The 25,376-nt window shown below is 65.2% G+C and carries 2 protein-coding genes (1 of these 2 only partly in view); both read left to right on the plus strand.

Features of this window, described 5'->3' with window-relative positions:
* Positions 1–4: 4 nt before the first annotated feature.
* A complete protein-coding gene (locus tag U862_RS0103455) occupies positions 5–13,063 on the plus strand; it encodes a non-ribosomal peptide synthetase (RefSeq protein ID WP_025109115.1) in 13,059 nt (4,352 codons plus the stop codon).
* Positions 13,060–25,376 carry the 5' portion of a non-ribosomal peptide synthase/polyketide synthase gene (locus tag U862_RS0103460; protein ID WP_025109116.1) on the plus strand. 5,521 nt of this gene lie beyond the right edge of the window, so only the first 12,317 of its 17,838 coding nucleotides appear in the window; it begins with the start codon at positions 13,060–13,062; its stop codon lies beyond the right edge, outside the window. The genes U862_RS0103455 and U862_RS0103460 overlap by 4 nt, the downstream gene beginning before the upstream one ends.

A 25,376-nucleotide genomic window follows, 5' to 3' on the forward strand; every position in this document is an offset into this window, starting at 1 on the left:
TCCCATGCATTTCAGCGAACTGATGGCTGTTATTTCCACCCATGCGATCCGCCTTCAACAGGAAGATGAAGACTTGGTCATTCTGGGCAGCGACGACGCGCTGGACGATGCGTTGTGGGACAGCCTCGCTGCGCACAAGGCGCAATTGCTGGAGCTGGTCGCCCGTCACGGTGGCGACTGGCTGAGCCCGGCATTTCGCATCACCCCGGACATGCTGCCGCTGGTGCAGCTGGATCAGCCCACCATCGATCGGCTGGTCGCCAACGTACCCGGCGGCGCTGCCAACCTGCAGGACATTTACCCGTTGGCCCCGCTGCAGGAAGGCATGCTTTACCTGCACTTGTCGGCGCCTGCTGGCGATCCGTATGTGTCGCAGGCGCGGTTCGCCTTTGACAGCCGCGAGCGCCTGGACGCCTTCGCCGAGGCGCTGCAATGGATGATCGAGCGGCACGATATCCTGCGCACCTCATTCGTCTGGGAGCGCCTGGATGAACCGTTGCAAGTGGTGCAACGACATGCACCGCTGCACTGCGAAGAAATCGCCCTGGACCCGGGCGTGGATGTGCTGACGCAACTGCTGGAGCGCCACGATCCACGGTCCTTCCGGCTCGACGTGCAGCAGGCACCGCTGCTGCGTCTGGTTCACGCCGCAGACCCGATCAACGGGCGCGTGGTCGCCTTGCTGCTGTTCCATCACCTGATCATGGACCACGTCGCCCTCGACGTGGTGCGCCGGGAAACCCGTGCGCATTTGCTCGGCCAGGCCGCGCAGGTCGGGCCGGCGGTGCCGTACCGCGATCACCTGGCCAAGGCGCGCCTGAGCCTGGATGAACAGGTTCACGAACAGTTCTTCCGCGAGATGCTCGCCGACATCGACGAGCCGACCTTGCCCTGTGGTTTGCAGGATGTGCAAGGCGACGGCCAGGGCATCGAAGAAGCCTTGCTGATGCTCGACACCGATTTCAGCCGGCAACTGCGCGGCCAGGCGCGTCAGCTCGGGGTCAGCGTCGCCAGCCTCATGCACTTGGCGCTGGCGCGGGTGCTCGGGCAGTTGTCGGGGCGCACGGCGGTGGTGTTTGGCACCGTACTGCTGGGACGGATGGAGGCGGGTGAGGGCGGCGAGCAAGCGCTGGGGATGTTCATCAACACCTTGCCGCTGCGAGTGGATGTCGGGCAGGACGGCGTGCGTGCCGGGGTGCTGGCCACTCATCGGCGCCTGACCGCATTGCTCGGCCATGAGCAGACGTCACTGGCACTGGCCCAGCGCTGCAGCGCGGTGGCAGTGCCGACGCCGTTGTTCAGCGCAATCCTCAACTACCGCCACAGCAGCCGCGAAGAGATTGCTGACGTCAGCGAGCTGGTTCCGGGTGTGCAGGTGCTGGGCGCCCGCGAGCGCACCAACTATCCGCTGACGATCAACATCGATGACCTCGGCGAGGACTTGCGCATCACCGCACTGGCGGATGGAGCGCTGGGCGCCGAACGCATTGCCGGCTATCTGCACACGGCATTGCACAGCCTGCTGCAAGCCTTGCAAACGACCCCGGATGCGCCGCTGCAACGGCTGAATATTCTGCCGGCCGCCGAGCGTGAATACCTGGTGCACGGGGTCAACTCGCCGTTGCCACAGTTCCCCGAAACACCGTTGATTCATCAACAGTTCGAAGCCCACGCACTGGCGCGGCCCGAGGCCACCGCGCTGATTTTCGAAGAGCAGACGCTGCGCTACGGCGAACTCAACCGCCGCGCCAATCAACTTGCGCATCACCTGCTGGCGCGGGGCATTCGTCCGGATCAGCGCGTGGCGATCTGTGTCGAGCGTGGCCCGCAAATGATCATCGCTCTGCTCGGCGTGCTCAAGGCCGGCGCCGGTTATGTGCCGATCGACCCGGCGTATCCGCTGGAGCGCATTGCCTACACCTTGCAGGACAGCGCCCCGGTGGCGGTATTGACCCAGGCCGATACGCTGGACAGGGTTGGCGCGCTCAACGTGCCGATCATCGATCTGGACAGCGTGCAGTTGCAGGCTGAACTCAGCAGCAATCCGCACATTCCCGAGCTGACTCCAAGTCATCTCGCCTACGTGATCTACACCTCGGGTTCCACCGGGCTGCCCAAAGGCGTGATGGTCGAACACCGCAACGTGGTGCGGCTGTTTTCGGCAACCCATGACTGGTTCAACTTCAACCCGCAGGACGTGTGGGCGCTGTTCCATTCCTTCGCCTTCGATTTCTCGGTGTGGGAAATCTGGGGCGCGCTGGCGTTTGGCGGCCAGTTGCTGCTGGTGCCGCAGGCGGTCAGCCGCTCGCCGGACGACTGCTACGCGTTGCTGTGCCGCAGCGGCGTGACCATGCTCAATCAGACCCCAAGCGCCTTCCGTCAGTTGATCGCAGCGCAGGGCCGCAGCCCGTTGCAGCATTCGCTGCGTGAAGTGATCTTCGGTGGCGAGGCCCTCGAACCGGGTGTGCTCAAACCCTGGTACGCCCGGGTCGGCAATGCCGGTACGCGGCTGGTGAACATGTACGGCATCACCGAAACCACCGTGCACGTCACTTATCGACCGTTGGTGGCGGCGGATGCGCAATCTGTTGGGCGCAGTCCGATTGGCGTGGGCATTCCCGACCTGCAACTGTACGTGCTCGATGCGCAGCGCGAACCGGTGCCCACCGGCGTGATCGGCGAGTTGTACGTGGGCGGTGCGGGGGTTGCCCGTGGCTACCTCAATCGCGAGGCGCTGACCGCGGAACGCTTTATTGCCGACCCGTTCAGCGGGCGTGCCGAGGCGCGTCTGTACAAGACCGGCGACCTCGCACGGCGGACCGCAGATGGCAGCCTTGAATACCTGGGGCGCAACGACGATCAGGTGAAGATCCGGGGCTTCCGCATCGAGTTGGGCGAGATCGAAGCACGCCTTGCAGCTTGCGCCGGTGTGCGCGAGGCGGTGGTGATCGCCCGCGAAGACAGCCCCGGCGATCAGCGGCTGGTCGCCTACTGGCTGGCCGCCGAAGGGCCTGAGCCGAGCGCCGCGCAATTGCGTGACGAGTTGCTGCTGTCGCTGGCCGAATACATGGTGCCGAGCGCCTTTGTGCGCCTCGAGGCCTTGCCGCTGACCACCAACGGCAAGCTCGATCGCAAAGCCTTGCCGCAGCCCGACAGCGATGCCTTCGCCCGTCGCGGTTTCGAAGCCCCAGTGGGCGACGTGGAAACGCTGATCGCCGGCCTCTGGCAGACCCTGCTCGGTGTCGAGCAGGTCGGGCGGCATGACAATTTCTTTGAACTTGGCGGCCATTCGCTGCTGGCGGTGAAACTGATCGAGCGCATGCGTCAGCACGATTTGCAGTGCGACGTGCGCGTGCTGTTCGGCCAGCCGAGCGTGGCGGCGCTGGCCGCGACCCTGGGCAGCGGCCACACCGTTGCGGCCCCGGCCAGTCTGATCGGCCCCGACTGCACGCAAATCACCCCGGACCTGCTGCCGTTGGCGGTGCTGGATCAGGCCGGGATCGACCGCATCGTGGCGACGGTCCCCGGCGGCGTCGCCAATGTGCAGGACATCTATGCGCTGGCGCCGTTGCAGGCGGGGATTCTCTATCACCACCTGGCGACCAGTGCCGGGGATCCGTACGTGCTGCAGGCGCAATTCGCCTTCGCCGGTCTGGCGCAGATCAAGGCTTTCGTCCGTGCACTCAACGCGGTGATCGAACGTCACGACATCCTGCGCACCAGCGTGGTCTGGGAAGGCCTTGAAGAACCGATGCAAGTGGTCTGGCGTGAAGCGCCGCTGGCGCTGGAGCGCGTCGACGCCGACCTGCTGGAAGGCGACGTGCTGGAGCAGATGCAGGCGCGCTTTGACCCGCGCCACTATCGCCTCGACCTGCGCCGCGCACCGCTGATGCGCCTGGCCTACACCGAAGATCGCGAACATCAGCGCTGGATCGGCATCCTGTCGCTGCATCACATCGTGCTCGACCACACCGCACTGGAAGTGTTGCTGGCGGAAATGAACGACAGTCTGCAGCCAAGTGGTCGCGACCTGCCGGCGCCGGTGCAGTACCGCAACTACGTCGCGCAGGCGCAACAGCAGGCCAATGCCCAGGCGCATGAAGCGTTCTTTCGCGACATGCTTGGCGACATCGACGAGCCGACCGTGGCCTTCGGTCTGCAGGACGTGCATGGCGATGGCAGCACGGTTGTCGACACCGTACAGGCGCTGGATTCAAGCGTTGCCCGCCGTTTGCGTGAACAGGCGCGGCGGCTCGGCATCAGCGCGGCGAGCCTGGTGCATCAGGCCTGGGGTCAGGTACTGGCGCAGGTCTCGGGGCGCGAAGCGGTGGTGTTTGGCACCGTGCTGCTCGGGCGCATGCAGGGTGGCGAAGGCGCCGAACGGGCGCTGGGCATGTTCATCAATACCTTGCCGCTGCGGGTCAGTGTCGGCGCGACCGCGGTGCAACACGGCGTGCGTGCTACCCATGAACGTCTGGCGCAACTGCTCGCGCACGAACAGGCATCACTCTCGTTGGCCCAGCGTTGCAGCGGCGTTTCTGCGTCGCTGCCGCTGTTCAGCACCTTGCTCAACTACCGCCATAGTTCTGAGAAATCGGCAGGCGTGGCCTGGGACGGGATCGAAATTCTCAGCTCCCGCGAGCGCAGCAACTACCCGCTGGTGGTCAACGTCGACGATCTGGGCGAAGGCTTCCGACTGACGGTGCAGGCCTTGCCGCAGGTCGATGGCGCGCGGGTCGGCGATTACCTGCAAACCGCGTTGCACCATCTGCTGCTGGCGCTGGAAGACAACCCGGCGACGCCGCTGCAACAGTTGTCGATTCTCTCGCCGAGCGAACGTCAACGGGTGTTGGTCGGTTTCAACATCACTGGTCGCGATTATCCGCGCGAGCAGACCGTGCATCGCTTGTTCGAAGCCCAGGCTGCACGCCGTCCCGCAGCATTGGCGGCGGTGCAGGGCGAACAGCGCCTGAGCTACGAGCAACTGAACCAGCGCGCCAACCGCCTGGCCCACCATCTGATCGGCCTCGGCGTGCAGCCGGGGCACAGCGTCGCGACCTTGCTTGAGCGTTCGCTGGAGTTGCTGGTGTGCCAACTGGCAATCAGCAAGTGCGCCGCGGTGTATGTGCCGCTGGACATCAACGCCCCGGCCGACCGGCAGGGCTACATGGTGCAGGACAGCCGCGCGGTGCTGCTGTTGACCCGCAGCAGCGAAACCGTCGGCTACCCGGCGCGGCGCCTGGACCTCGACACGCTGACGCCGGCCGAGTATCCGGCGCACAACCCGAACCTGCCGCAGTCCGGCGAAGCGCTGGCGTACATCATGTACACCTCCGGCTCCACCGGCGCACCGAAAGGCGTGCTGGTGCCGCACCGGGCGATCAGCCGATTGGTCATCAACAATGGCTACGCCGAGTTCAACGCCAGTGATCGGGTCGCCTTCGCCTCCAACCCGGCGTTCGATGCCAGTACCCTCGAAGTCTGGGCGCCGCTGCTCAACGGCGGCGCGGTAGTGGTGATCGATCAGAACCAGGTGCTGTCCCGCGAAGGCTTGCTCAACGAGCTGCTGGCGCAAGCCGTCAGCGTGTTGTGGCTGACCGCCGGGCTGTTTCACCAATATGCCGATGACCTGATGCCGGCGTTCCGTCGCTTGCGTTATCTGCTGGTCGGCGGTGATGTGCTGGACCCGGCGGTGATCGCCCGGGTTCTGCGCGACGGCGCGCCGCAGCACCTGCTCAACGGCTACGGCCCGACCGAGGCCACGACCTTTTCCACCACCCATGAAGTCCGTGCGCTGGAGGCCGGCAGCATTCCGATTGGCCGGCCGATCGGCAACGCCCGCGCCTACGTGCTCGATGCGCGTCAGCAGCCGTTGCCGGTGGGCGCCGTCGGCGAGCTGTACATGGGCGGCGCGGGGGTGGCGAAGGGGTACCTGAACCAGCCACAACTGACCCGCGAGAAATTCCTCGCCGACCCGTTCAGCGAAGTCCCGGGTGAGCTGATGTACCGCACCGGCGATCTGGTGTGCTGGTTAGCCGACGGCACCTTGCAATACCTGGGACGCAACGATCAGCAGGTGAAAATTCGCGGCTATCGCATCGAGCTGGGCGAGATCGAAAACCGCCTGGCCGAATGCGCCGGTGTGCGCGACGCCGTGGTCCTGCTGTGTGAAGACGTGCCCGGGGACAAACGACTGGTGGCCTGGTTCACCGCGCAGGACAACGCTCACGCGCCGGCAATCAGCGACCTGCACGAACAACTGCAAGGTCGGTTGCCGGACTACATGTTGCCTTCGGCCTACATACGCCTTGAAGCCTGGCCACTGACCGCCAATGGCAAGCTGGACCGCAAGGCCTTGCCGGCGCCGGATGAAGGCGCGCGGCTCAGCCGCGAATTCGCCGCGCCACAGGGCGAGGTCGAAATCGCCCTGGCGCAGATCTGGAGTGATCTGCTCAAGGTCGAGCGCATCGGCCGCCACGACCACTTCTTTGAACTGGGTGGGCACTCGCTGTTGGCGGTGAGCCTGATCGAACGCATGCGCCAACTCGGCCTCAGCGCCGATGTGCGCGTACTGTTCAGCCAGCCGACCCTCGCCGCACTGGCCGCCGCCGTGGGCAGCGGTCGCGAGATCGAAGTGCCGGCCAACCGCATTCCGGATGGCTGCACGCACATCACTCCGGACATGCTGACCCTGACCGAACTCGATCAGACGAGCATCGAGCGCATTGTCGCCACGGTGCCGGGCGGGGCGGCGAACGTGCAGGACATCTATCCGCTGGCGCCGTTGCAAGAGGGCATTCTTTACCACCACTTGAGCGCCGAGCAGGGCGATCCGTACCTGCTGCAATCGCGGCTGGCGTTCGACAACCTCGACCGTTTGCAGGGTTTCGCCAACAGCCTGCAAAAAGTCATCGCCCGTCACGACATTCTGCGCACCAGCGTGGTCTGGGAAGGGTTGGCGAGCCCGCAGCAAGTAGTCTGGCGCCAGGCGCCGCTGGTGGTGCAGCACGTGGCGCTGGACCCGGCGCAGGGCGATGTCCTTGAACAGTTGCATGCGCGCTTCGACGCCCGGCACAACCGTCTCGACCTGACCCAGGCGCCGCTGATGCGCATCGTCTACGCCGAAGACCCGGCGCAGCAACGGGTGGTGGCCATCGTGCTGTTCCAGCACTTGATCCTCGACCATACCGCCATGGAGGTGGTGGGGCAGGAAATGCGCGCGTTCATGTTCGATCAGGCCGACCGCCTGAGCACGCCGATGCCGTACCGCAACTACGTGGCGCAGGCGCGACTGGGCGCCAGTGAGCAGGAACACGAGGCATTTTTCCGCGACATGCTCGGCGATATCGACGAACCGACGCTGCCGTTCGGTCTGCACGACGTGCAGGGTGATGGCGGTGACATCGAAGAGGCGCAGCAAGCGGTCGATGCCGAACTGACCTGGCGTCTGCGCGAGCAGGCCCGGCTACTCGGTGTCAGCCCGGCGAGCCTGATGCACCTGGCCTGGGCGCAGGTGCTGGGCGTGCTTGCCAACCGCCGCGACGTGGTGTTCGGCACGGTGCTGATGGGCCGCCTGCAGGGCGGCGAGGGCGCCGACCGTACGCTGGGGGTGTTCATCAACACCTTGCCGTTGCGCGTGGACGTCAGCGAAGGCGTGCGCAGCGCGGTCAAGACTACCCACGCACGGCTGACCGCGCTGCTGGCCCACGAGCATGCGCCACTGGCGCTGGCCCAACGCTGCAGTGCGGTGTCCGGCGCGCCGCTGTTCAGCGCCTTGCTCAACTACCGGCACAGCGCGGCCGAAGCGCAGCCGCGTGACGGTCAGGGCATCTGGGAAGGTGTGCAGTTGCTCGGTGGCGAAGAGCGCAGCAACTACCCGCTGACCCTCAGCGTCGACGACCTGGGCGAAGGTTTTGCCTTGGCAGTGCTGGCGCTGGCGCAGATCGGCGCGCAGCGCATCTGCGGCTACATGCACACCGCGCTTGAGCATCTGGTGAACGCGCTGGAACAGGCGCCGCAACGCCCGCTCAACCGCTTGCCGATTCTTTCGGTGGAGGAATACGAGCACTTGCTGGTCGGTTTCAACCCGACAGCGGCGGCATACCCGCGCGGCGCGACGATTCAGGCCCTGGTGCAAGTGCAGGCCGAGCAGCAACCGCAGGCGCTGGCGGTGGTGCAAGGCGCGCAGCAACTGACCTATGCGCAACTCAATCAGCAGGCCAATCGCCTGGCCCATCACTTGCTCGGCCTCGGCGTGCAACCGGACGACCGGATTGCCGTGTGCCTGCAACGCGGCCCGCAGATGCTGGTCGCGATGCTGGCAATCCTCAAGGCCGGCGCCGGTTATGTGCCGGTCGATCCGGCATACCCGGCCGAACGCATCGCGTACCTGTTGCAGGACAGCGATCCGGTGGCGGTGCTGGCGCAGGCTTCGACCCGCGACCTGCTGGGCCGGGTGCCGGTGATCGATCTGGACAACCCCGTCTGGCAGGCCCTGCCGGACTCCAATCCACTGCTGCCGACGCTGACCCCGGCGCATCTGGCCTACGTGATCTACACCTCCGGCTCGACTGGTCAGCCGAAAGGTGTGATGGTCGAACACGCGACCGTGGAAAACCTGGTGCACTGGCACTGCGAGGCGTTCGACCTGCGCGCCGGCAGCCACACCGCCAGCGTCGCCGGATTTGGTTTCGACGCGATGGCCTGGGAAGTCTGGCCGGCGTTGTGCGTCGGCGCGACCCTGCACCTGCCGCCGCCGTCGATCAGCAACGAACACCTGGATGACTTGCTCGACTGGTGGCGCGGGCAGCCATTGCAGGTGAGTTTCCTGCCGACGCCAATCGCCGAATACGCGTTCAGCCGTGAACTGCAGCACCCGACGTTGCGCACGCTGCTGATCGGCGGCGATCGCCTGCGCCAGTTCAATCGCGAGCAAAGCTTTGCGGTGATCAACAACTACGGGCCGACCGAGGCCACGGTGGTTGCAACCTCCGGACAGGTCAATGCCGGACAGTTGCTGCACATCGGCCGGCCGATGAGCAATGCCAGGGTTTATCTGCTTGATGACTTGCAACGCCCGGTACCGGTCGGGGTCGCCGGCGAGTTGTACGTCGGTGGCGCGGGCGTGGCCCGGGGTTACCTGAACCGTCCTGAGCTGACTGCCGAACGCTTCCTCGAAGACCCGTTCAGCGACGAACCGCAGGCGCGCATGTACCGCACCGGCGACCTGGCGCGCTGGCTGGCCGATGGCAACATCGAGTACCTGGGGCGTAATGACGATCAGGTCAAACTGCGCGGCGTGCGTGTGGAACTGGGGGAAATCGACGCCGCGCTGTCCAGCCATCCGGCGGTGCAGGATGCGGTGGTGCTGGTGCGCGAGGCGCGCCTGATTGCCTGGTTCACTGCGCGCACGGCGGTCGACATCGAAGACCTGCGGCTGCATCTGCAAGCACGCTTGCCGCAGGCACTGGTGCCCGCCGCTTACGTGCGCCTGCCAGCGCTGCCGCTCACCGCCAACGGCAAACTCGACCGCAAGGCCTTGCCCGAACCGGATCAGGACGCCTGGCTCAGCCGCGAATATGAGGCGCCGCAAGGCTCGGTGGAAACTGCGCTGGCGCAGGTCTGGGCCGAGGTGTTGCAGGTCGAACAGGTCGGGCGACACGACAATTTCTTCGAACTGGGCGGCCATTCGTTGCTGGCAGTGACCCTGATCGAGCGCATGCGTCAGCTCGGCCTGAGCACCGACGTGCGCGTGCTGTTCAGCCAGCCGACCCTCGCCGCACTGGCCGCCGCCGTGGGCAGCGGTCGCGAAGTCGCGGTGCCGGCCAACCTGATTGCGCCGGGGTGCACGCACATCACTCCAGACATGCTGACGCTGGTGCAGCTGGATCAGGACAGCCTCGAGCGCATCGTCGCGACGGTGCCGGGCGGGGCGGCCAACGTGCAGGATATTTATCCGCTGGCGCCGTTGCAGGAAGGCATTCTTTATCACTACATCACCGCCGAGCGCGGCGATCCGTACCTGTTGCAATCGCGCCTGGCCTTCGACAGCCTTGAGCGTTTCCAGGCTTTCGCTGCCGCTCTGCGCCAGGTCATGAGCCGGCACGACATCCTGCGTACCGGGGTGGTCTGGCAAGGGTTGGCAACGCCAGTGCAGGTGGTTTGGCGCGACGCTGAACTGCCAGTGCAGGAAGTCGCTTTCGACCCGGCGGCCGGTGATGTTCTGGCGCAGTTGTACGAGCGTTTCGACGCGCGGCATTACCGCATCGATATCAGTCAGGCACCGTTGATTCGTCTGGTGTATGCGCAGGATCCGGTCAATGACCGGGTCGTCGCCATGCTGCTGTTCCATCACATCGCCATGGACCACACTGCGCTGGAAGTGGTGCAGCAGGAAATGCAGGCGATTCTCTTCGGGCAGGGCGAAGCGCCGATGCCGGCCGTGCCGTACCGCAATTACGTGGCGCAGACGCGTCTGGGCGTCAGCGAGCAGGAACACGAAACGTTCTTTCGCGCGATGCTCGGTGATATCGACGAGCCGACGCTGCCGTTCGGTCTGCTGGATGTACGCGGCGACGGCAATGACATCGAGGAAGTGCGCCAGAGCGTGCCCGAGGCCTTGGCCCTGCGCTTGCGCAGTCAGGCGCGGCAGATGGGCGTGAGCGTCGCGAGCCTGTTCCACCTGGCCTGGGCGCAAGTCCTGGCAGCGACCTGCGGGCAGGACCGTGTGGTATTCGGCACGGTATTGCTGGGGCGGATGCAGGGCGGTACCGGTGCCGATCGCGGCCTGGGGATGTTCATCAACACCTTGCCGTTGCGCGTGGACCTGGGCGACACCTCGGTGCGGGCCGGCGTGCGTGCGACCCATGCGCAACTCACCGCGTTGCTCGGCCATGAGCATGCGTCGCTGGCGCTGGCCCAGCGTTGCAGCGGGGTGGCGGCGCCGGCGCCACTGTTCAGCGCGATGCTCAATTACCGGCACAGCGTCAACGAACAACAGCAGCAAGCCAATCGCCTGACCTGGCAAGGTATCGAAAACCTCTCCAGCGAGGAGCGCACCAACTATCCGCTGAGCCTGAGTGTCGACGATCTGGGCGACGGTTTTTACCTGACCACGCTGACCCCGGCGCACATCGGCGCTGCGCGGATAGGCGGGTACATGCAGATGGCGCTGGCGGCATTGGCCCAGGCGCTGGAGCAAGCCCCGCAACAGTCGCTCAATCGCCTGACGGTGTTGCAGGCGCCAGAACGGCACAGGTTGCTGGTGGACTTCAATGCCACCGAGGTCGATTTCGATCTGCAGCAGACCATTCACGGGATGTTCGAGGCTCAGGCCCGACGCACGCCACAGGCGATTGCCGCGCAAGCCGGTGAGCGTCAATTGAGCTATCGCGAACTCAATGCGCAGGCCAACCGGCTCGCCCATCACCTGCGCCTTCAAGGCGTCGGGCCGGACATCCCGGTGGCGATCTGTGTCGAGCGCGGGCTGGAGCTGTTGATCGGTCTGCTCGGCATCCTCAAGGCGGGTGGTGCCTATGTGCCGCTGGATCCGGGTTACCCGGCCGAGCGCCTGAGCCATATGCTGCGCGACAGTGCGCCGCGGGTGGCACTGGTGCACGGCTCGACCCGCACGCTGCTCGGCGATTTCGGTGTGCCGCTGCTGGATCTGGATCAGCACGACTGGCAGGGCCACCAGGACAGCGATCCGCAGGTGCCGGGGCTCAGTGCGGCGAACCTCGCCTACGTGATCTACACCTCCGGCTCCACCGGCACGCCGAAAGGGGTGATGGTCGAGCACCGGGGCCTGTGCAACCTGGTGCAATGGAGCGCGCGCACCTGCCCGACCTCTGCGCAAGGTGCGTTGCTGCACAAGACTCCGTTGAGTTTCGATGCCTCGGTGTGGGAGCTGTTCTGGCCGCTGACTTCTGGCCTGCGTCTGGTGCTGGCACGCCCGGACGGGCAGCGTGATCCTGACTACCTGAGCGAAGTGATTCGCGAGCAACAGATCAGCGTGATCCAGTTCGTGCCGGCCTTGCTGCAGCAGTTCCTCGAAGCCCGGGACGTCGTCGAGTGCCGCAGTCTGACCGACATTTTCTGCGGCGGAGGCGAGTTGACGGCGGCGCTGGTGCACAGCGTGCGCGAGCGTCTGCCGCAGGTGCGCCTGCACAACGTCTACGGGCCGACCGAAGCCACTGTCGACAGCACGCTGTGGACGCTCGAGCCGCACACACCACTGACGGGCGACCTGCCACCGATCGGCAAACCGGTCGCCAATACCCGCCTGTACATTCTCGATGCGCAGCGCCAGCCGGTGCCGCAAGGCGTGATCGGCGAGCTGTATCTGGGTGGCGTGCAGGTGGCGCGCGGTTACCTCAACCGGGCGCAATTGAGTGCTGAACGCTTCCTCGACGACCCGTTCAGCGCAACACCGGGCGCGCGTCTGTATCGCACCGGGGACGTCGGTCGTTATCTGCCCGATGGCAGCGTGCAATACCTGGGGCGCAACGATGATCAGGTGAAGATTCGCGGCCTGCGCATCGAACCGGGAGAAATCCAGGCGCGCCTGAGCCAGATCAGCGGCGTGCAGGATGCCCTGGTGCTGGCCCGCGAGGAGGCCACGGGTGGCCAGCGACTGGTGGCGTACTACACCGGCGAACGGCTGGAAATCGAGTCGTTGCGCAGCCATCTGCTCGAGCATCTGCCGGACTACATGGTGCCGGCGCTGTTCGTGCACCTCAATGCCTGGCCACTGAGCCCCAACGGCAAACTCGACCGCAATGCCTTACCGCTGCCTGATCAGACCGCGGCCCTCAGCCGTGAATACGAAGCACCGGTCGGTGAAGTGGAAATCCTCCTCGCACGGCTGTGGGCCGAGTTGCTCAACGTGGAGCGGGTAGGGCGTAACGATCATTTCTTTGAACTGGGTGGTCACTCATTGCTCGCGGTCAGCCTGATCGGCCGCTTGCGTCAGGAAGGCATGGAAGCTGATGTCAGGGCGTTGTTCGAACAACCGACCCTGGCCGGCTACGCCGCAATTACAGAAAGAATGGAGATCGTCCTGTGAATGTGCTCGAACTGTTGGCGACACTGAAGGCAAAAGACATCCAGTTGACGGTCACGGACGACCAGTTGCGGGTGAACGGCAACAAACAGGCCTTGAGCGATCCGGCACTGCTGGCGGCGTTGCGTGAGCACAAACCGGCGCTGATCGAGCTGATCTCGGCCGGTGAATATTCGGCGGCGCGCACCGGTCAGGTCGAGGTGCCGGCCAATGGCATCGTGCCCGGCAGCAAACACATCACCCCGGCGATGGTGACGCTGGCCGAGGTCGATCAGCCGACCCTGTCGCGTATCGTCGACGGGGTGCCGGGCGGTGCCGCCAATGTGCAGGATATTTATCCGTTGGCACCGTTGCAGGAAGGCATGCTCTATCACCACATCAGTGCCACCCAGGGCGACCCCTACGTGATGCAGGCGCAGTTCGAGTTCGCCGGGCGCGAACGCTTGCAGGCGTTCATCGGTGCGTTGCAGGCCGTCATCGACCGGCATGACATCCTGCGCACCGCGATGGTCTGGGATGGCCTGGATACGCCGCTGCAAGTGGTGGTGCGCCAGGCGCAATTGCCGGTCGAGGAGGTGCTGCTCGACAGCGCCGATGGCGACGTGCTCACGCAGTTGCAGCAACGCTTCGATGCGCGGCGGTTTCGCCTCGACGTGACCCGGGCGCCGCTGCTGCGCCTGGTGCATGCCTGGGACGATATCGGTCAGCGAGTGGTCGGCATTCTGCTGTTTCACCACATGGCCATGGACCACTCGGCACTGGCGGTGCTCAGCCAGGAAATGCAGGCTTGCCTGTCCGGGCGGCTCGCACAGTTGGGCCAACCGGTGCCGTTTCGCAATTATGTGGCGCAGGCGCGGCTGGGGATCAGTGAAGCGCAGCATGAGGCGTTCTTTCGCGAGATGCTGGGTGACATCGACGAGCCGACGCTGCCGTTCGGTCTGCACGACGTGCAGGGTGAAGGGCATGACATTGCCGAGCTGTGCCTGCCGCTGACGGCGGCGCTGGGCGAGGGACTGCGGGAGCAGGCGCGGCAGCTCGGCGTGAGTGCCGCGAGCCTGTTTCACCTGGCCTGGGCGCAAGTGCTGGCGGTGGTCGCCGGCAAGCCGCAAGTGGTGTTCGGCACGGTGCTGATGGGCCGTCTGCAGGGCGCCGAGGCCACCGAGCGGGCGCTGGGCATTTTCATCAACACCTTGCCGCTGCGGGTGGATGTGAACGGACAAGACGTGCGCGCCGCGGTGAAGGCCACGCATGCACGCCTGACGACCCTGATGCGCCACGAACATGCACCGCTGGCACTGGCCCAGCGATGCAGCGGGGTCAGCGCGCCGACGCCACTGTTCAGTACCTTGCTCAATTACCGTCACAACGCCCGCGCAACCGACGCCGAGGCGCACGCCGCCTGGGAAGGCATTGGCATGCTGCATTCGGAGGAACGCACCAACTATCCGTTGGCGCTGAGTATCGATGACTATGGCGACAGCTTCAGCCTGAACCTGTTGGCGAGTCGCCAGATCGATCCGCAGCGGGTTTGCGCCTACATGATGTGCGCGCTGGAAAACCTCACGCTGGCGCTGCAGCAGGCGCCGCAGACACCGCTCGATCAATTGTCGATTCTGCCCGAAGCGGAGCGCGAGCGAGTGCTCGTCGCGTTCAATGCCACCCGGGCCGACTATCCGCAACCACTGACCATCGCACAGCGGATCGAGGCTCAGGTGGCCGAGCGCCCGCAAGCCATCGCGGCAGAGTTTCAGGGGCAGACGCTGACCTACGCCGAGTTGAATCAGCACGCCAATGCCCTGGCCTTGCACCTGATCGATCTGGGCGTACGCCCGGACGCCCGCGTGGCGATCGTCGCGCGTCGGGGCCTGGACACTTTGATCGGCCTGGTGGCGATTCTCAAGGCTGGCGCCGGTTATGTGCCGATTGACCCGGCACACCCGGCCGAGCGCCTGAACTATCTGCTGGGCGACAGCGCGCCAGTGGTGGTCCTGATCCAAAGCAATCTGCGCGAGCGCTTGCCGGCGCTGGCCGTGCCGGTGATTGAACTCGACCGCTGCACCTGGCCGTCGAGTGCGGCGCCTGACCCACAAGTGCCGGGCCTGACGCCTCGGCACCTGGCCTACGTGATCTACACCTCCGGCTCCACCGGCTTGCCCAAGGGCGTGATGGTCGAGCATCACACCTTGAGTAATCTGGTCGATTGGCACTGCACAGCGTTCGACCTGTGTGCCGGGCGCCACACCTCGAGCCTGGCCGGTTTCGGTTTCGACGCCATGGCCTGGGAAGTCTGGCCGGCGCTGTGCGCGGGCGCGACCCTGCATCTGGCGCCGACCCACGAGGGCGTTGAAGACATCGACGCGCTGCTGGCCTGGTGGTGCGCGCAGCCACTGGACGTGAGCTTCCTGCCAACGCCGGTGGCCGAATACGCCTTCAGCCAGCACCTCGAACACCCGACCTTGCGCACGCTGCTGATCGGCGGCGATCGCTTGCGGCAGTTCAACCGCCACCAGCATTTCGACGTGATCAACAATTACGGCCCGACCGAGGCTACGGTGGTCGCGACCTCGGGCCTGGTGGAAAGTGGCGATGCGCTGCACATCGGCAAACCGGTGAGCAACGCCACGGTGTACCTGCTCGACGAGCAGCAACGCCCGGTGCCGATCGGCGTTGCCGGTGAGTTGTACGTCGGCGGTGCCGGCGTCGCCCGTGGCTACCTGAACCGCCCGGAAATGACCGCCGAGCGCTTCCTGCACGACCCGTTCAGTACGGCTGCCAACGCGCGGATGTACCGCACGGGTGACCTCGCGCGCTGGCGCGAAGACGGCACGATCGAGTACCTGGGGCGCAACGACGATCAGGTGAAAATCCGTGGCGTGCGCATCGAACTGGGGGAAATCGAAACCTGCCTCAACCAGTTGCCGGGGATTCAGGAAGCGGTGCTGCTGGCCCGCGAAGACCAGCCCGGGCAGCCGCGACTGGTGGCGTATTTCACCGAACAGGCGCAGGTCGAGGCGCTGCCGGTGGGCGAGTTGCGTGCGCAATTGCTCAGCCGGTTGCCGGAATACATGGTGCCGGCAGCGTTCGTCAAACTTGCCGCGCTGCCGCTGACCGCCAATGGCAAGGTTGATCGCCGGGCCTTGCCGGCGCCCGATCTGGCAGCGTTGTTCACCCGCGAGTACGTGGCGCCCGAAGGCGAGGTGGAAACCGCGCTGGCGCAGATCTGGGCTGATGTGCTGCAGGTCGAGCGGGTGGGGCGTCAGGATCACTTTTTCGAACTGGGCGGCCACTCGCTGCTGGCGATGCGCATGGTCTCGCAGGTGCGGCAACGGCTGGGTGTCGAGTTGGCACTGAGTGATCTGTTTGCCAACGCCGAACTGGCGGCGGTCGCTTCTGTGCTGAGCGAGGCCGGACGCTGTGCGCAACCGCAGATCCTGCCGGTACCGCGTGACGGCGCCTTGCCGTTGTCGTTCGCCCAGCAGCGCTTGTGGTTCCTCGCACAAATGGAAGGCGCCAACACCGCCTACAACATTCCCGTGGCCCTGCGCCTGCGTGGCCGTCTCGACGACGCGGCGCTGCAACGCGCACTGGCGCGCATCGTCGCCCGCCACGAAACCCTGCGCAGCCGCTTCGCCCAATTCAACGACGAAGCCCAGGTGCTGATCGCCCCGGTGGATACCGGCCTGCTGCTGCGGGTCGAAGACCTGCGCCAGCACCCGCAGCCCGACGAAACCCTGCAAGCACTGATTCAGGGCGAAGCCTCAGGGCCGTTCGACTTGCAGGACGATCCGCTGATTCGCGGACGGCTGGTGCGGTTGGCCGACGATCACCATGTGCTGTTGCTGACCCTGCACCACATCATCTCCGATGGCTGGTCGATGGGGGTACTGACCCGCGAACTGATGGCGCTGTATCAGGCGTTCAGTCACGGTCAGCCGGACCCGTTGCCGCCACTGGCGCTGCAATACACCGACTACGCGGTATGGCAGCGGCGCTGGCTCAGCGGCGAAGTGCTGCAACGTCAGAGCGAGTACTGGCAACAGACGCTCGCCGGCGCTCCGGCGCTGCTGATGCTGCCGACCGACCGTGCGCGTCCGGCGCAGCAGGACTATGCCGGCAGCAGCGTCGAAGTGCTGCTCGATGAGCGTTTGAGCGCCGCGCTCAAGGCCTTGGGCCAGCGCCATGGCGTGACCTTGTACATGACGCTGATGAGTGCCTGGGCGATGTTGCTCAGCCGCTTGTCCGGGCAGTCGGACGTGGTCATCGGCTCGCCAGTGGCCAATCGCACCCGCGCCGAGATCGAAGGCCTGATCGGCATGTTCGTCAACACCCTGGCCCTGCGCATCGATACGTCGGGCGACCTCAGCGTCGAAGCGCTGCTGGCGCGGGTCAAGGCGCAAACCCTGCAAGCGCAGGCGCATCAGGACCTGCCGTTCGAGCAGGTGGTGGAAATCACCCGGCCGGTGCGCAGCCTGGCGCACAGCCCGGTGTTTCAGACGTTGCTGAGCTGGGACGGCCTCGAAAGCCCGGCACTGGCCCTTGGTGAACTGACACTGGAAGGCGTGGCCGAACCGAGCCACTTTGCCAAGTTCGACCTGTCGCTGAGTCTGGGCGAATCCAGCGGGGCGATTCGTGGCTCGCTGGAGTACGCCACGGCGCTGTTCGACGAGGCAACCGTGCAGCGTTTTGTCGGTTACTTCCAGCGCCTGTTGCAGGCAATGGTCGCCAACGATCAGGCCGTGCTGGAACATGCGCCGCTGCTGGCGCAGGAAGAGCAGCAGCGTTTGCTGGAGGGGTTCAATGCCACGGCGGTGGATTACAACCTCGAACAGACCATTCATGGTCTGTTCGAGGCGCAAGTGGCACGCACGCCGCAGGCCATCGCGTTGCAAAGTGATCAGTTGCGCCTGAGTTTTGCCGAGCTCAATGCCCGGGCCAATCAACTGGCGCGGCACCTGCGTGGATTGGGTGTGCAGCCGGATTCACGGGTCGGAATCTGCGTCGAGCGTGGTCTGGACATGGTGGTCGGGCTGTTGGCGATCCTCAAGGCCGGCGGCGGCTACGTACCGCTGGATCCGGCGTACCCGCTGGAGCGCCTGGCCTACATGCTGGAGGACAGCGCGCCATTGGCGGTGCTGGTGCAGGGTTCGACCCGCGCATTGCTGGGCGAGGGCGCGGTGCCGCTGATCGATCTGGATCAGCCGCACTGGCAGTTGCTGCCGACGGATAATCTCGCGGTCGCTCGACTGACCCCGCAGCACACCGCCTACGTCATCTACACCTCCGGCTCCACCGGTCAGCCGAAAGGCGTGATCAACGAGCATAGCGGGGTGGTCAACCGCCTGCTGTGGATGCAGGACGCCTATCAACTGACAGCGGCCGATACCGTTCTGCAGAAAACCCCGTTCAGCTTTGACGTGTCGGTGTGGGAGTTCTTCTGGCCGTTGATGACCGGTGCGCGACTGGTCATGGCGCAGCCGGGCGGGCACAAGGACCCGCAGTATCTGAGCGAAATCATCGAGCGTGAACACATCACCACGCTGCACTTTGTACCGTCGATGCTCGACGTGTTCCTCGCCCACGCCGACACCGTACGCTGCGGTGGCTTGCGTCAGGTGATGTGCAGCGGCGAAGCGTTGCCGGGCAGTGTAGTGCGGCGTTTCAAACGGCAATTGCCGGGCAGCGAATTGCATAACCTCTACGGCCCGACCGAAGCCGCCGTAGACGTGACCGCGTGGAACTGCGCCGGGCCGCTGGAGCAGACCCCGGACAACACACCGATCGGCAAACCGATTGCCAACACCCGTCTGTACATCCTCGACGCACAGCAGCAACCGGTGCCGCACGGCGTGGTCGGCGAGCTGTACATCGGTGGTGTGCAGGTGGCCCGCGGTTATCTGAACCGCCCGGAACTGAACGTCGAACGCTTCCTCGACGATCCTTTCCAGGCCAATGGGCGCCTGTACCGCACCGGCGACGTCGCGCGCTATCTGGCCGACGGCAACATCGAGTACCTGGGGCGCAACGACGATCAGGTGAAGATCCGTGGCCTGCGCATCGAACTGGGTGAAATCCAGGCACGCCTGACCCAGCTCGACGGCGTGCAGGAAGCCGCTGTGCTGGCCCGCGAAGACGTGCCCGGTGACAAGCGTCTGGTGGCGTACTACACCGGTGAGCCGTTGGACATCGACGCGTTGCGCAGCCATCTGTTGGAGCAGTTGCCGGATTACATGGTGCCTGCCGTGTTCGTGCACCTCGACACATTGCCACTGAGCCCCAATGGCAAACTCGACCGCAAGGCACTGCCTGTGCCGGATCTGGCGTCGCTACCGGGTCGCGCATACGAAGCACCGGTCGGTGACGTGGAAACCGTGCTCGCCGCGCTTTGGGCCGAGCTGCTCAACGTCGAGCGCGTAGGGCGCCACGATCATTTCTTTGAACTGGGCGGGCATTCGCTGCTGGCGGTCAACCTGGTGGCGAAAATGCGTCGTGCAGGGCTGACGGCAGACGTTCGCGTGTTGTTCAACCAGCCGACCCTGTCTGCACTGGCCGCGGCTGTCGGTGGCGAGCCGCAGGCTGACGTGCCGGCCAACCGCATTGCGGCGGATTGCCCGCGCATCACCCCCGAGCTGCTGCCGCTGGTGGCACTCGACCAGGCCGCCATTGACCGCATCGTCGCCAGCATCCCGGGCGGCGTCACCAACGTGCAGGACATTTATCCGTTGGCCCCGCTGCAGGCGGGGATCTTTTTCCATCACCTGTCGGCGCCTCAGGGCGACCCTTATGTGCTGCAAGCGCAGTTTGCCTTCGCCGACGAGCAACGTCTTGAAGCCTTCATCCAGGCTTTGCAGCAGGTGATCGAGCGTCACGACATTCTGCGTACTTCGCTGTTCTGGGACGGGCTGGAGGAGCCGGTGCAGGTGGTCTGGCGCCACGCGCCGCTGGCGTGTGAGGGCGTGCTGCTGGACGCGGCGAATGCTGATGCGCTGGAGCAACTGCGCAGCCGCTTTGACGCCGGTCACTATCGGATGCCGATCGATCAGGCACCGCTGTTGCGTGTGGTCCACGCGCCGGACACGGTCAATCAGCGTGTGGTGGCGATCCTGCTGTTCCATCACCTGGTGATGGACCACGTGGCACTGGAAGTGCTGCAACACGAAATGCAGGCGTTCCTGCTTGGTCAGGCGCAGCGTCTGGCCGAACCGGTGGCGTACCGCAATTATGTGGCGCACACCCGTGCCGGGTTGAGCGCTCAGGCGCACGAAAGTTTCTTCCGCGAAATGCTTGGAGACGTCAGCGAACCGAGCGTGCCGTATGGCCAAAGCAGTGTTGCGCAAGGTCTCGGTGAAGAAGCCCGGCGCTCGCTCGACCTGGACCTGAGTCAGCGCGTCAGGGCCAAGGCCCGGCGTCTGGGCATCAGTGCGGCGAGCCTGATGCATTTGGCCTGGGCGCAGGTGCTGGGACAACTGTCCGGGGGTGAAACGGTGGTGTTCGGCACCGTGCTGCTGGGCCGCTTGCAAGCGGGCGAGGGCGCCGAGCGGGCGCTGGGGGTGTTCATCAACACCTTGCCATTGCGCATTGATCTGGGCCAGCGCTCGGTCAAGGACGCCGCGCTCGCCACCCACCAACGATTGAACGCGCTGCTGCAACACGAGCATGCGCAATTGGCTCTGGCCCAACATTGCAGCGCCATGCCTGCCGGCACGCCGTTGTTCAGCACCTTGTTCAACTATCGCCACAGCGCGACTGCCGGCGCGTCTTCCCGGGCTGCAGCAAGCGCGTGGCAAGGCATGCAGTTGCTCAATGCCGAGGAACGCACCAACTACCGGCTGAGCCTGAGTGTCGATGACCTGGGCGAAGGCTTCAGTTTCACCGCAATGGCCGGCGACGGCATCGACGCCGGGCGCATCTGCGAGTACATGCAACTGGCCGTGGGCAATCTGTTGCGCGCGCTGGAACAGGCGCCGCAGTCGAGCGTTGATCAGCTGTCGATTCTGTCGCAGGACGAGCGCCGGCAACTGCTGGTCGAGTTCAACGCCAGCACGCGTGAATACCCGCAGACGCTGACCGTACATGCCCTGTTCGAAAGGCAAGTGCTGGCCGACCCACAAGCCATCGCCGCCGTGCATGGCGGACAAACCTTGAGTTATGGCGAACTGAACGCCCAGGCCAACCGCCTGGCGCATCACTTGATCGGCCAAGGCGTGCAGCCGGGCGACCACGTGGCGATCCTGTTGCCGCGCTCGCTGGAACTGCTGGTGGCGCAACTGGCGATTGCCAAGTGCGCGGCGACCTATGTGCCGCTGGACATCAATGCGCCGAGCGAGCGTCAGGCGTTCATGGTCGAGGACTGCCGCGCAGTGGCGCTGCTGACCCTCAGCAGTGAAACCATCTATTACGCCGCGCCACGCATCGACCTTGACCGGCTCAAGCTCAGCGGCCAGCCGACGCACAACCCGAACCTGGCGCAAAGCTCGGAGGCGCTGGCGTACATCATGTACACCTCCGGCTCCACCGGCACCCCGAAAGGCGTGATGGTTCCGCACCGTGGCATCGGGCGTCTGGTGCTGAACAACGGTTATGCCGATTTCAACGCGCAGGACCGTGTGGTGTTCGCTTCCAACCCGGCGTTCGACGCCAGCACCATGGACATCTGGGGCCCGCTGCTCAACGGCGGGCGCGTGGTGGTGATCGATCACCAGACCTTGCTCGATCCGAACGCTTTTGGCCGCGAACTGAGCAACTCCGGGGCGACGATCCTGTTCGTCACCACCGCGCTGTTCAACCAGTACGTGCAACTGATTCCGCAGGCGCTCAAAGGCTTGCGCATCCTGCTGTGCGGTGGTGAGCGCGGTGATCCGGCGGCGTTCCGCACGCTGCGGGCTGCTGCGCCGCAACTACGCATCGTGCATTGCTACGGCCCGACCGAAACCACTACCTACGCCACCACCTTCGAGGTTCTTGAGGTGGCTGAAAACGCCGAGAGCGTGCCGATTGGCGGGCCGATTTCCAACACCCAGGTGTATGTGCTCGACGCGCACCAGCAACCGGTGCCGATGGGCGTGACCGGCGAGTTGTACATTGGCGGACAGGGCGTGGCGCTGGGTTACCTGAACCGCCCGGACCTGACCGCCGAGAAGTTCCTGCGCGATCCGTTCAGCGACCGGCCTGGCGCGTTGCTCTATCGCACCGGCGACCTCGCACGCTGGCTGGCACCGGGGCAACTCGATTGCATCGGGCGCAATGACGATCAGGTGAAGATCCGGGGTTTTCGCATCGAACTGGGGGAAATCGAGAGCCGTCTGCTGGGCTATCCGGGCATCAAGGAAGCCGTGGTGCTGGCGCGCCGTGATGCTCAGGAGCCGCTGCGGCTGGTGGCTTACTACACCGCCCACGATGGCGCTGTGGACATTGCCACTCTGCGCGAGCATTTGCAGGCGCGGCTGCCGGAGTACATGGTGCCGAGTGCGTGGGTGGCCCTCGACAGCCTGCCGTTGAACAACAACGGCAAGGTCGATCGCAAAGCCTTGCCCAAACCGGATGAGGCGGCGCTGTTCACCCGCGAATATGCTGCGCCGCAGGGCGAGCTGGAAATTGCACTGGCGCAGATCTGGGCCGAGGTCCTGCAAACCGGGCAGGTCGGGCGGCATGACAACTTCTTCGAACTCGGCGGGCATTCGTTGCTGGCGATGCGCATGCTGTCGCAGGTGCGCCAGCGTCTGGGCGTCGAGCTGCCTTTGAGTGAATTGTTTGCCGATCCGCACCTGAGCGCGGTGGCCGAAGTGCTGAACCGCGCCGGGCGCAGCACGCTGCCGGAGATTGTGCCGGCACCGCGTGATCAGGCGCTGCCGCTGTCGTTCGCCCAGCAGCGCCTGTGGTTCCTGGCGCAAATGGCTGGCGGCAACTCGGCGTACAACATTCCGATTGGCCTGCGCCTGCGCGGGCGGCTCAATGGCGAAGCGCTGCAACACTCGCTGGGGCAGATCGTGGCGCGACACGAAACCTTGCGCAGCCGTTTCATCAGCCTTGACGATCAGGCGCAGGTGACGATTGCGCCGGTTGATAGCGGCCTGCTGTTGCAGGTGGAAGACCTGCGCCAAGACCCTCAGGCCGAAGCGACGTTGCAGGCGCTGCTTGCGCAAGAAGCCGCGACGGCGTTCGACCTGCAGCACGACCCGCTGATCCGCGGGCGGCTGGTAAAACTGGCCGACGAACACCATGTGCTGTTGCTGACGGTGCATCACATTGTCGCCGACGGCTGGTCGATGGGCGTTCTGACCCGCGAACTGATGGCGTTGTACCAGGCCTTCAGTCAGGGCCAGCCCGATCCGTTGCCACCGCTGGCGCTGCAATACGGCGACTACGCCGTGTGGCAACGGCGCTGGCTCAGCGGTGAAGTGCTGCAGCGCCAAAGCCAATACTGGCAACAGACCCTCGACGGTGCGCCGGCCTTGCTGACCCTGCCCACCGACCGTCCGCGTCCGGTGCAACAGGATTACGCCGGCAGCACGGTCGAGGTGCTGCTGGACGAACGTCTGAGCGCCGGGCTCAAAGCCTTGAGTCAGCGTCACGGCGTGACCCTGTTCATGACCGTGATGAGTGCCTGGTCGCTGCTGCTGAGTCGCCTGTCCGGGCAGTCCGATGTGGTGATCGGCTCGCCGGTGGCCAACCGTACCCGGGCCGAGATCGAAGGTCTGATCGGCATGTTCGTCAACACCCTGGCCTTGCGCATCGACACCTCGGGTGAGCCGAGTGTGGCCACGCTGCTGGCGCGGGTCAAGGCGCAAACCCTGCAAGCCCAGGCGCATCAGGACTTGCCGTTCGAACAGGTGGTGGAAATCGCACGACCGGTACGTAGCCTGGCGCATAGCCCGCTGTTTCAGACCACACTGAGCTGGGACAGCAGCGTCGGACCGAACCTCGCACTGGGCGACCTGAGCCTCGAAGGTGTGGCCGCCCCGGGGCAGGTCGCCAAGTTTGATTTGACCCTGACCCTGGGCGAAGCCAACGGGGTGATTCGCGGTTCGCTGGAATACGCCACGGCGTTGTTCGATCAGTCGACCATCCAGCGTTATGTCGGCTACTTGCAGTGCTTGCTGGCGGCGATGGTCAGTGATGATCAGGCGGTGCTGGAGCGGGTGCAGTTACTCGCCGAGGATGAGCGTCAGCGCTTGCTGTGCGGGTTCAACGCCACCGCGCGCGAGTACCCGCAGACGCTGACCGTGCACGGGGTATTCCAGCAGCAGGCCGCAGCGCATCCAAAGGCTGTGGCGGCGGTGCATGGCGAGCATTCGCTGAGCTACTTTGAACTGAACGCCCAGGCCAACCGCCTGGCGCATCACTTGATCGGCCAAGGCGTGCAGCCGGGCGACCACGTGGCGATCCTGTTGCCGCGCTCGCTGGAACTGCTGGTGGCGCAACTGGCGATTGCCAAGTGCGCGGCGGCCTATGTGCCGCTGGACATCAATGCGCCGAGCGAGCGTCAGGCGTTCATGGTCGAGGACTGCCGCGCAGTGGCGTTGCTGACCCTCAGCAGTGAAACCATCGATTACGCCGCGCCACGCATCGACCTTGACCGGCTCAAGCTCAGCGGCCAGCCGACGCACAACCCGAACCTGGCGCAAAGCTCGGAGGCGCTGGCGTACATCATGTACACCTCCGGCTCCACCGGCACCCCGAAAGGCGTGATGGTTCCGCACCGTGGCATCGGGCGTCTGTTGCTGAACAACGGTTATGCCGATTTCAACGCGCAGGACCGTGTGGTGTTCGCTTCCAACCCGGCGTTCGACGCCAGCACCATGGACATCTGGGGCCCGTTGCTCAACGGCGGGCGCGTGGTGGTGATCGATCACCAGACCTTGCTCGATCCGAACGCTTTTGGCCGCGAACTGAGCAACTCCGGGGCGACGATCCTGTTCGTCACCACCGCGCTGTTCAACCAGTACGTGCAACTGATTCCGCAGGCGCTCAAAGGCTTGCGCATCCTGCTGTGCGGTGGTGAGCGCGGTGAACCGGCGGCGTTCCGCACGCTGCGGGCTGCTGCGCCGCTACTACGTATCGTGCATTGCTACGGCCCGACCGAAACCACCACCTACGCCACCACCTTCGAGGTGCTTGAGGTGGCTGAAAACGCCGAGAGCGTGCCGATTGGCGGGCCGATTTCCAACACCCAGGTGTATGTGCTCGACGCGCACCAGCAACCGGTGCCGATGGGTGTGACCGGCGAGTTGTACATTGGCGGGCAGGGCGTGGCGCTGGGTTACCTGAACCGCCCGGACCTGACCGCCGAGAAGTTCCTGCGCGATCCGTTCAGCGACCG

Origin of the sequence: Pseudomonas sp. H1h (assembly GCF_000633255.1) — a bacterium.
Lineage (GTDB): Bacteria > Pseudomonadota > Gammaproteobacteria > Pseudomonadales > Pseudomonadaceae > Aquipseudomonas.

Excerpts from the sequence above, each read along its gene's own strand:
- U862_RS0103455 (WP_025109115.1), top strand. The coding sequence starts at position 5 with ATGCATTTCAGCGAACTGATGGCTGTTATTTCCACCCATGCGATCCGC.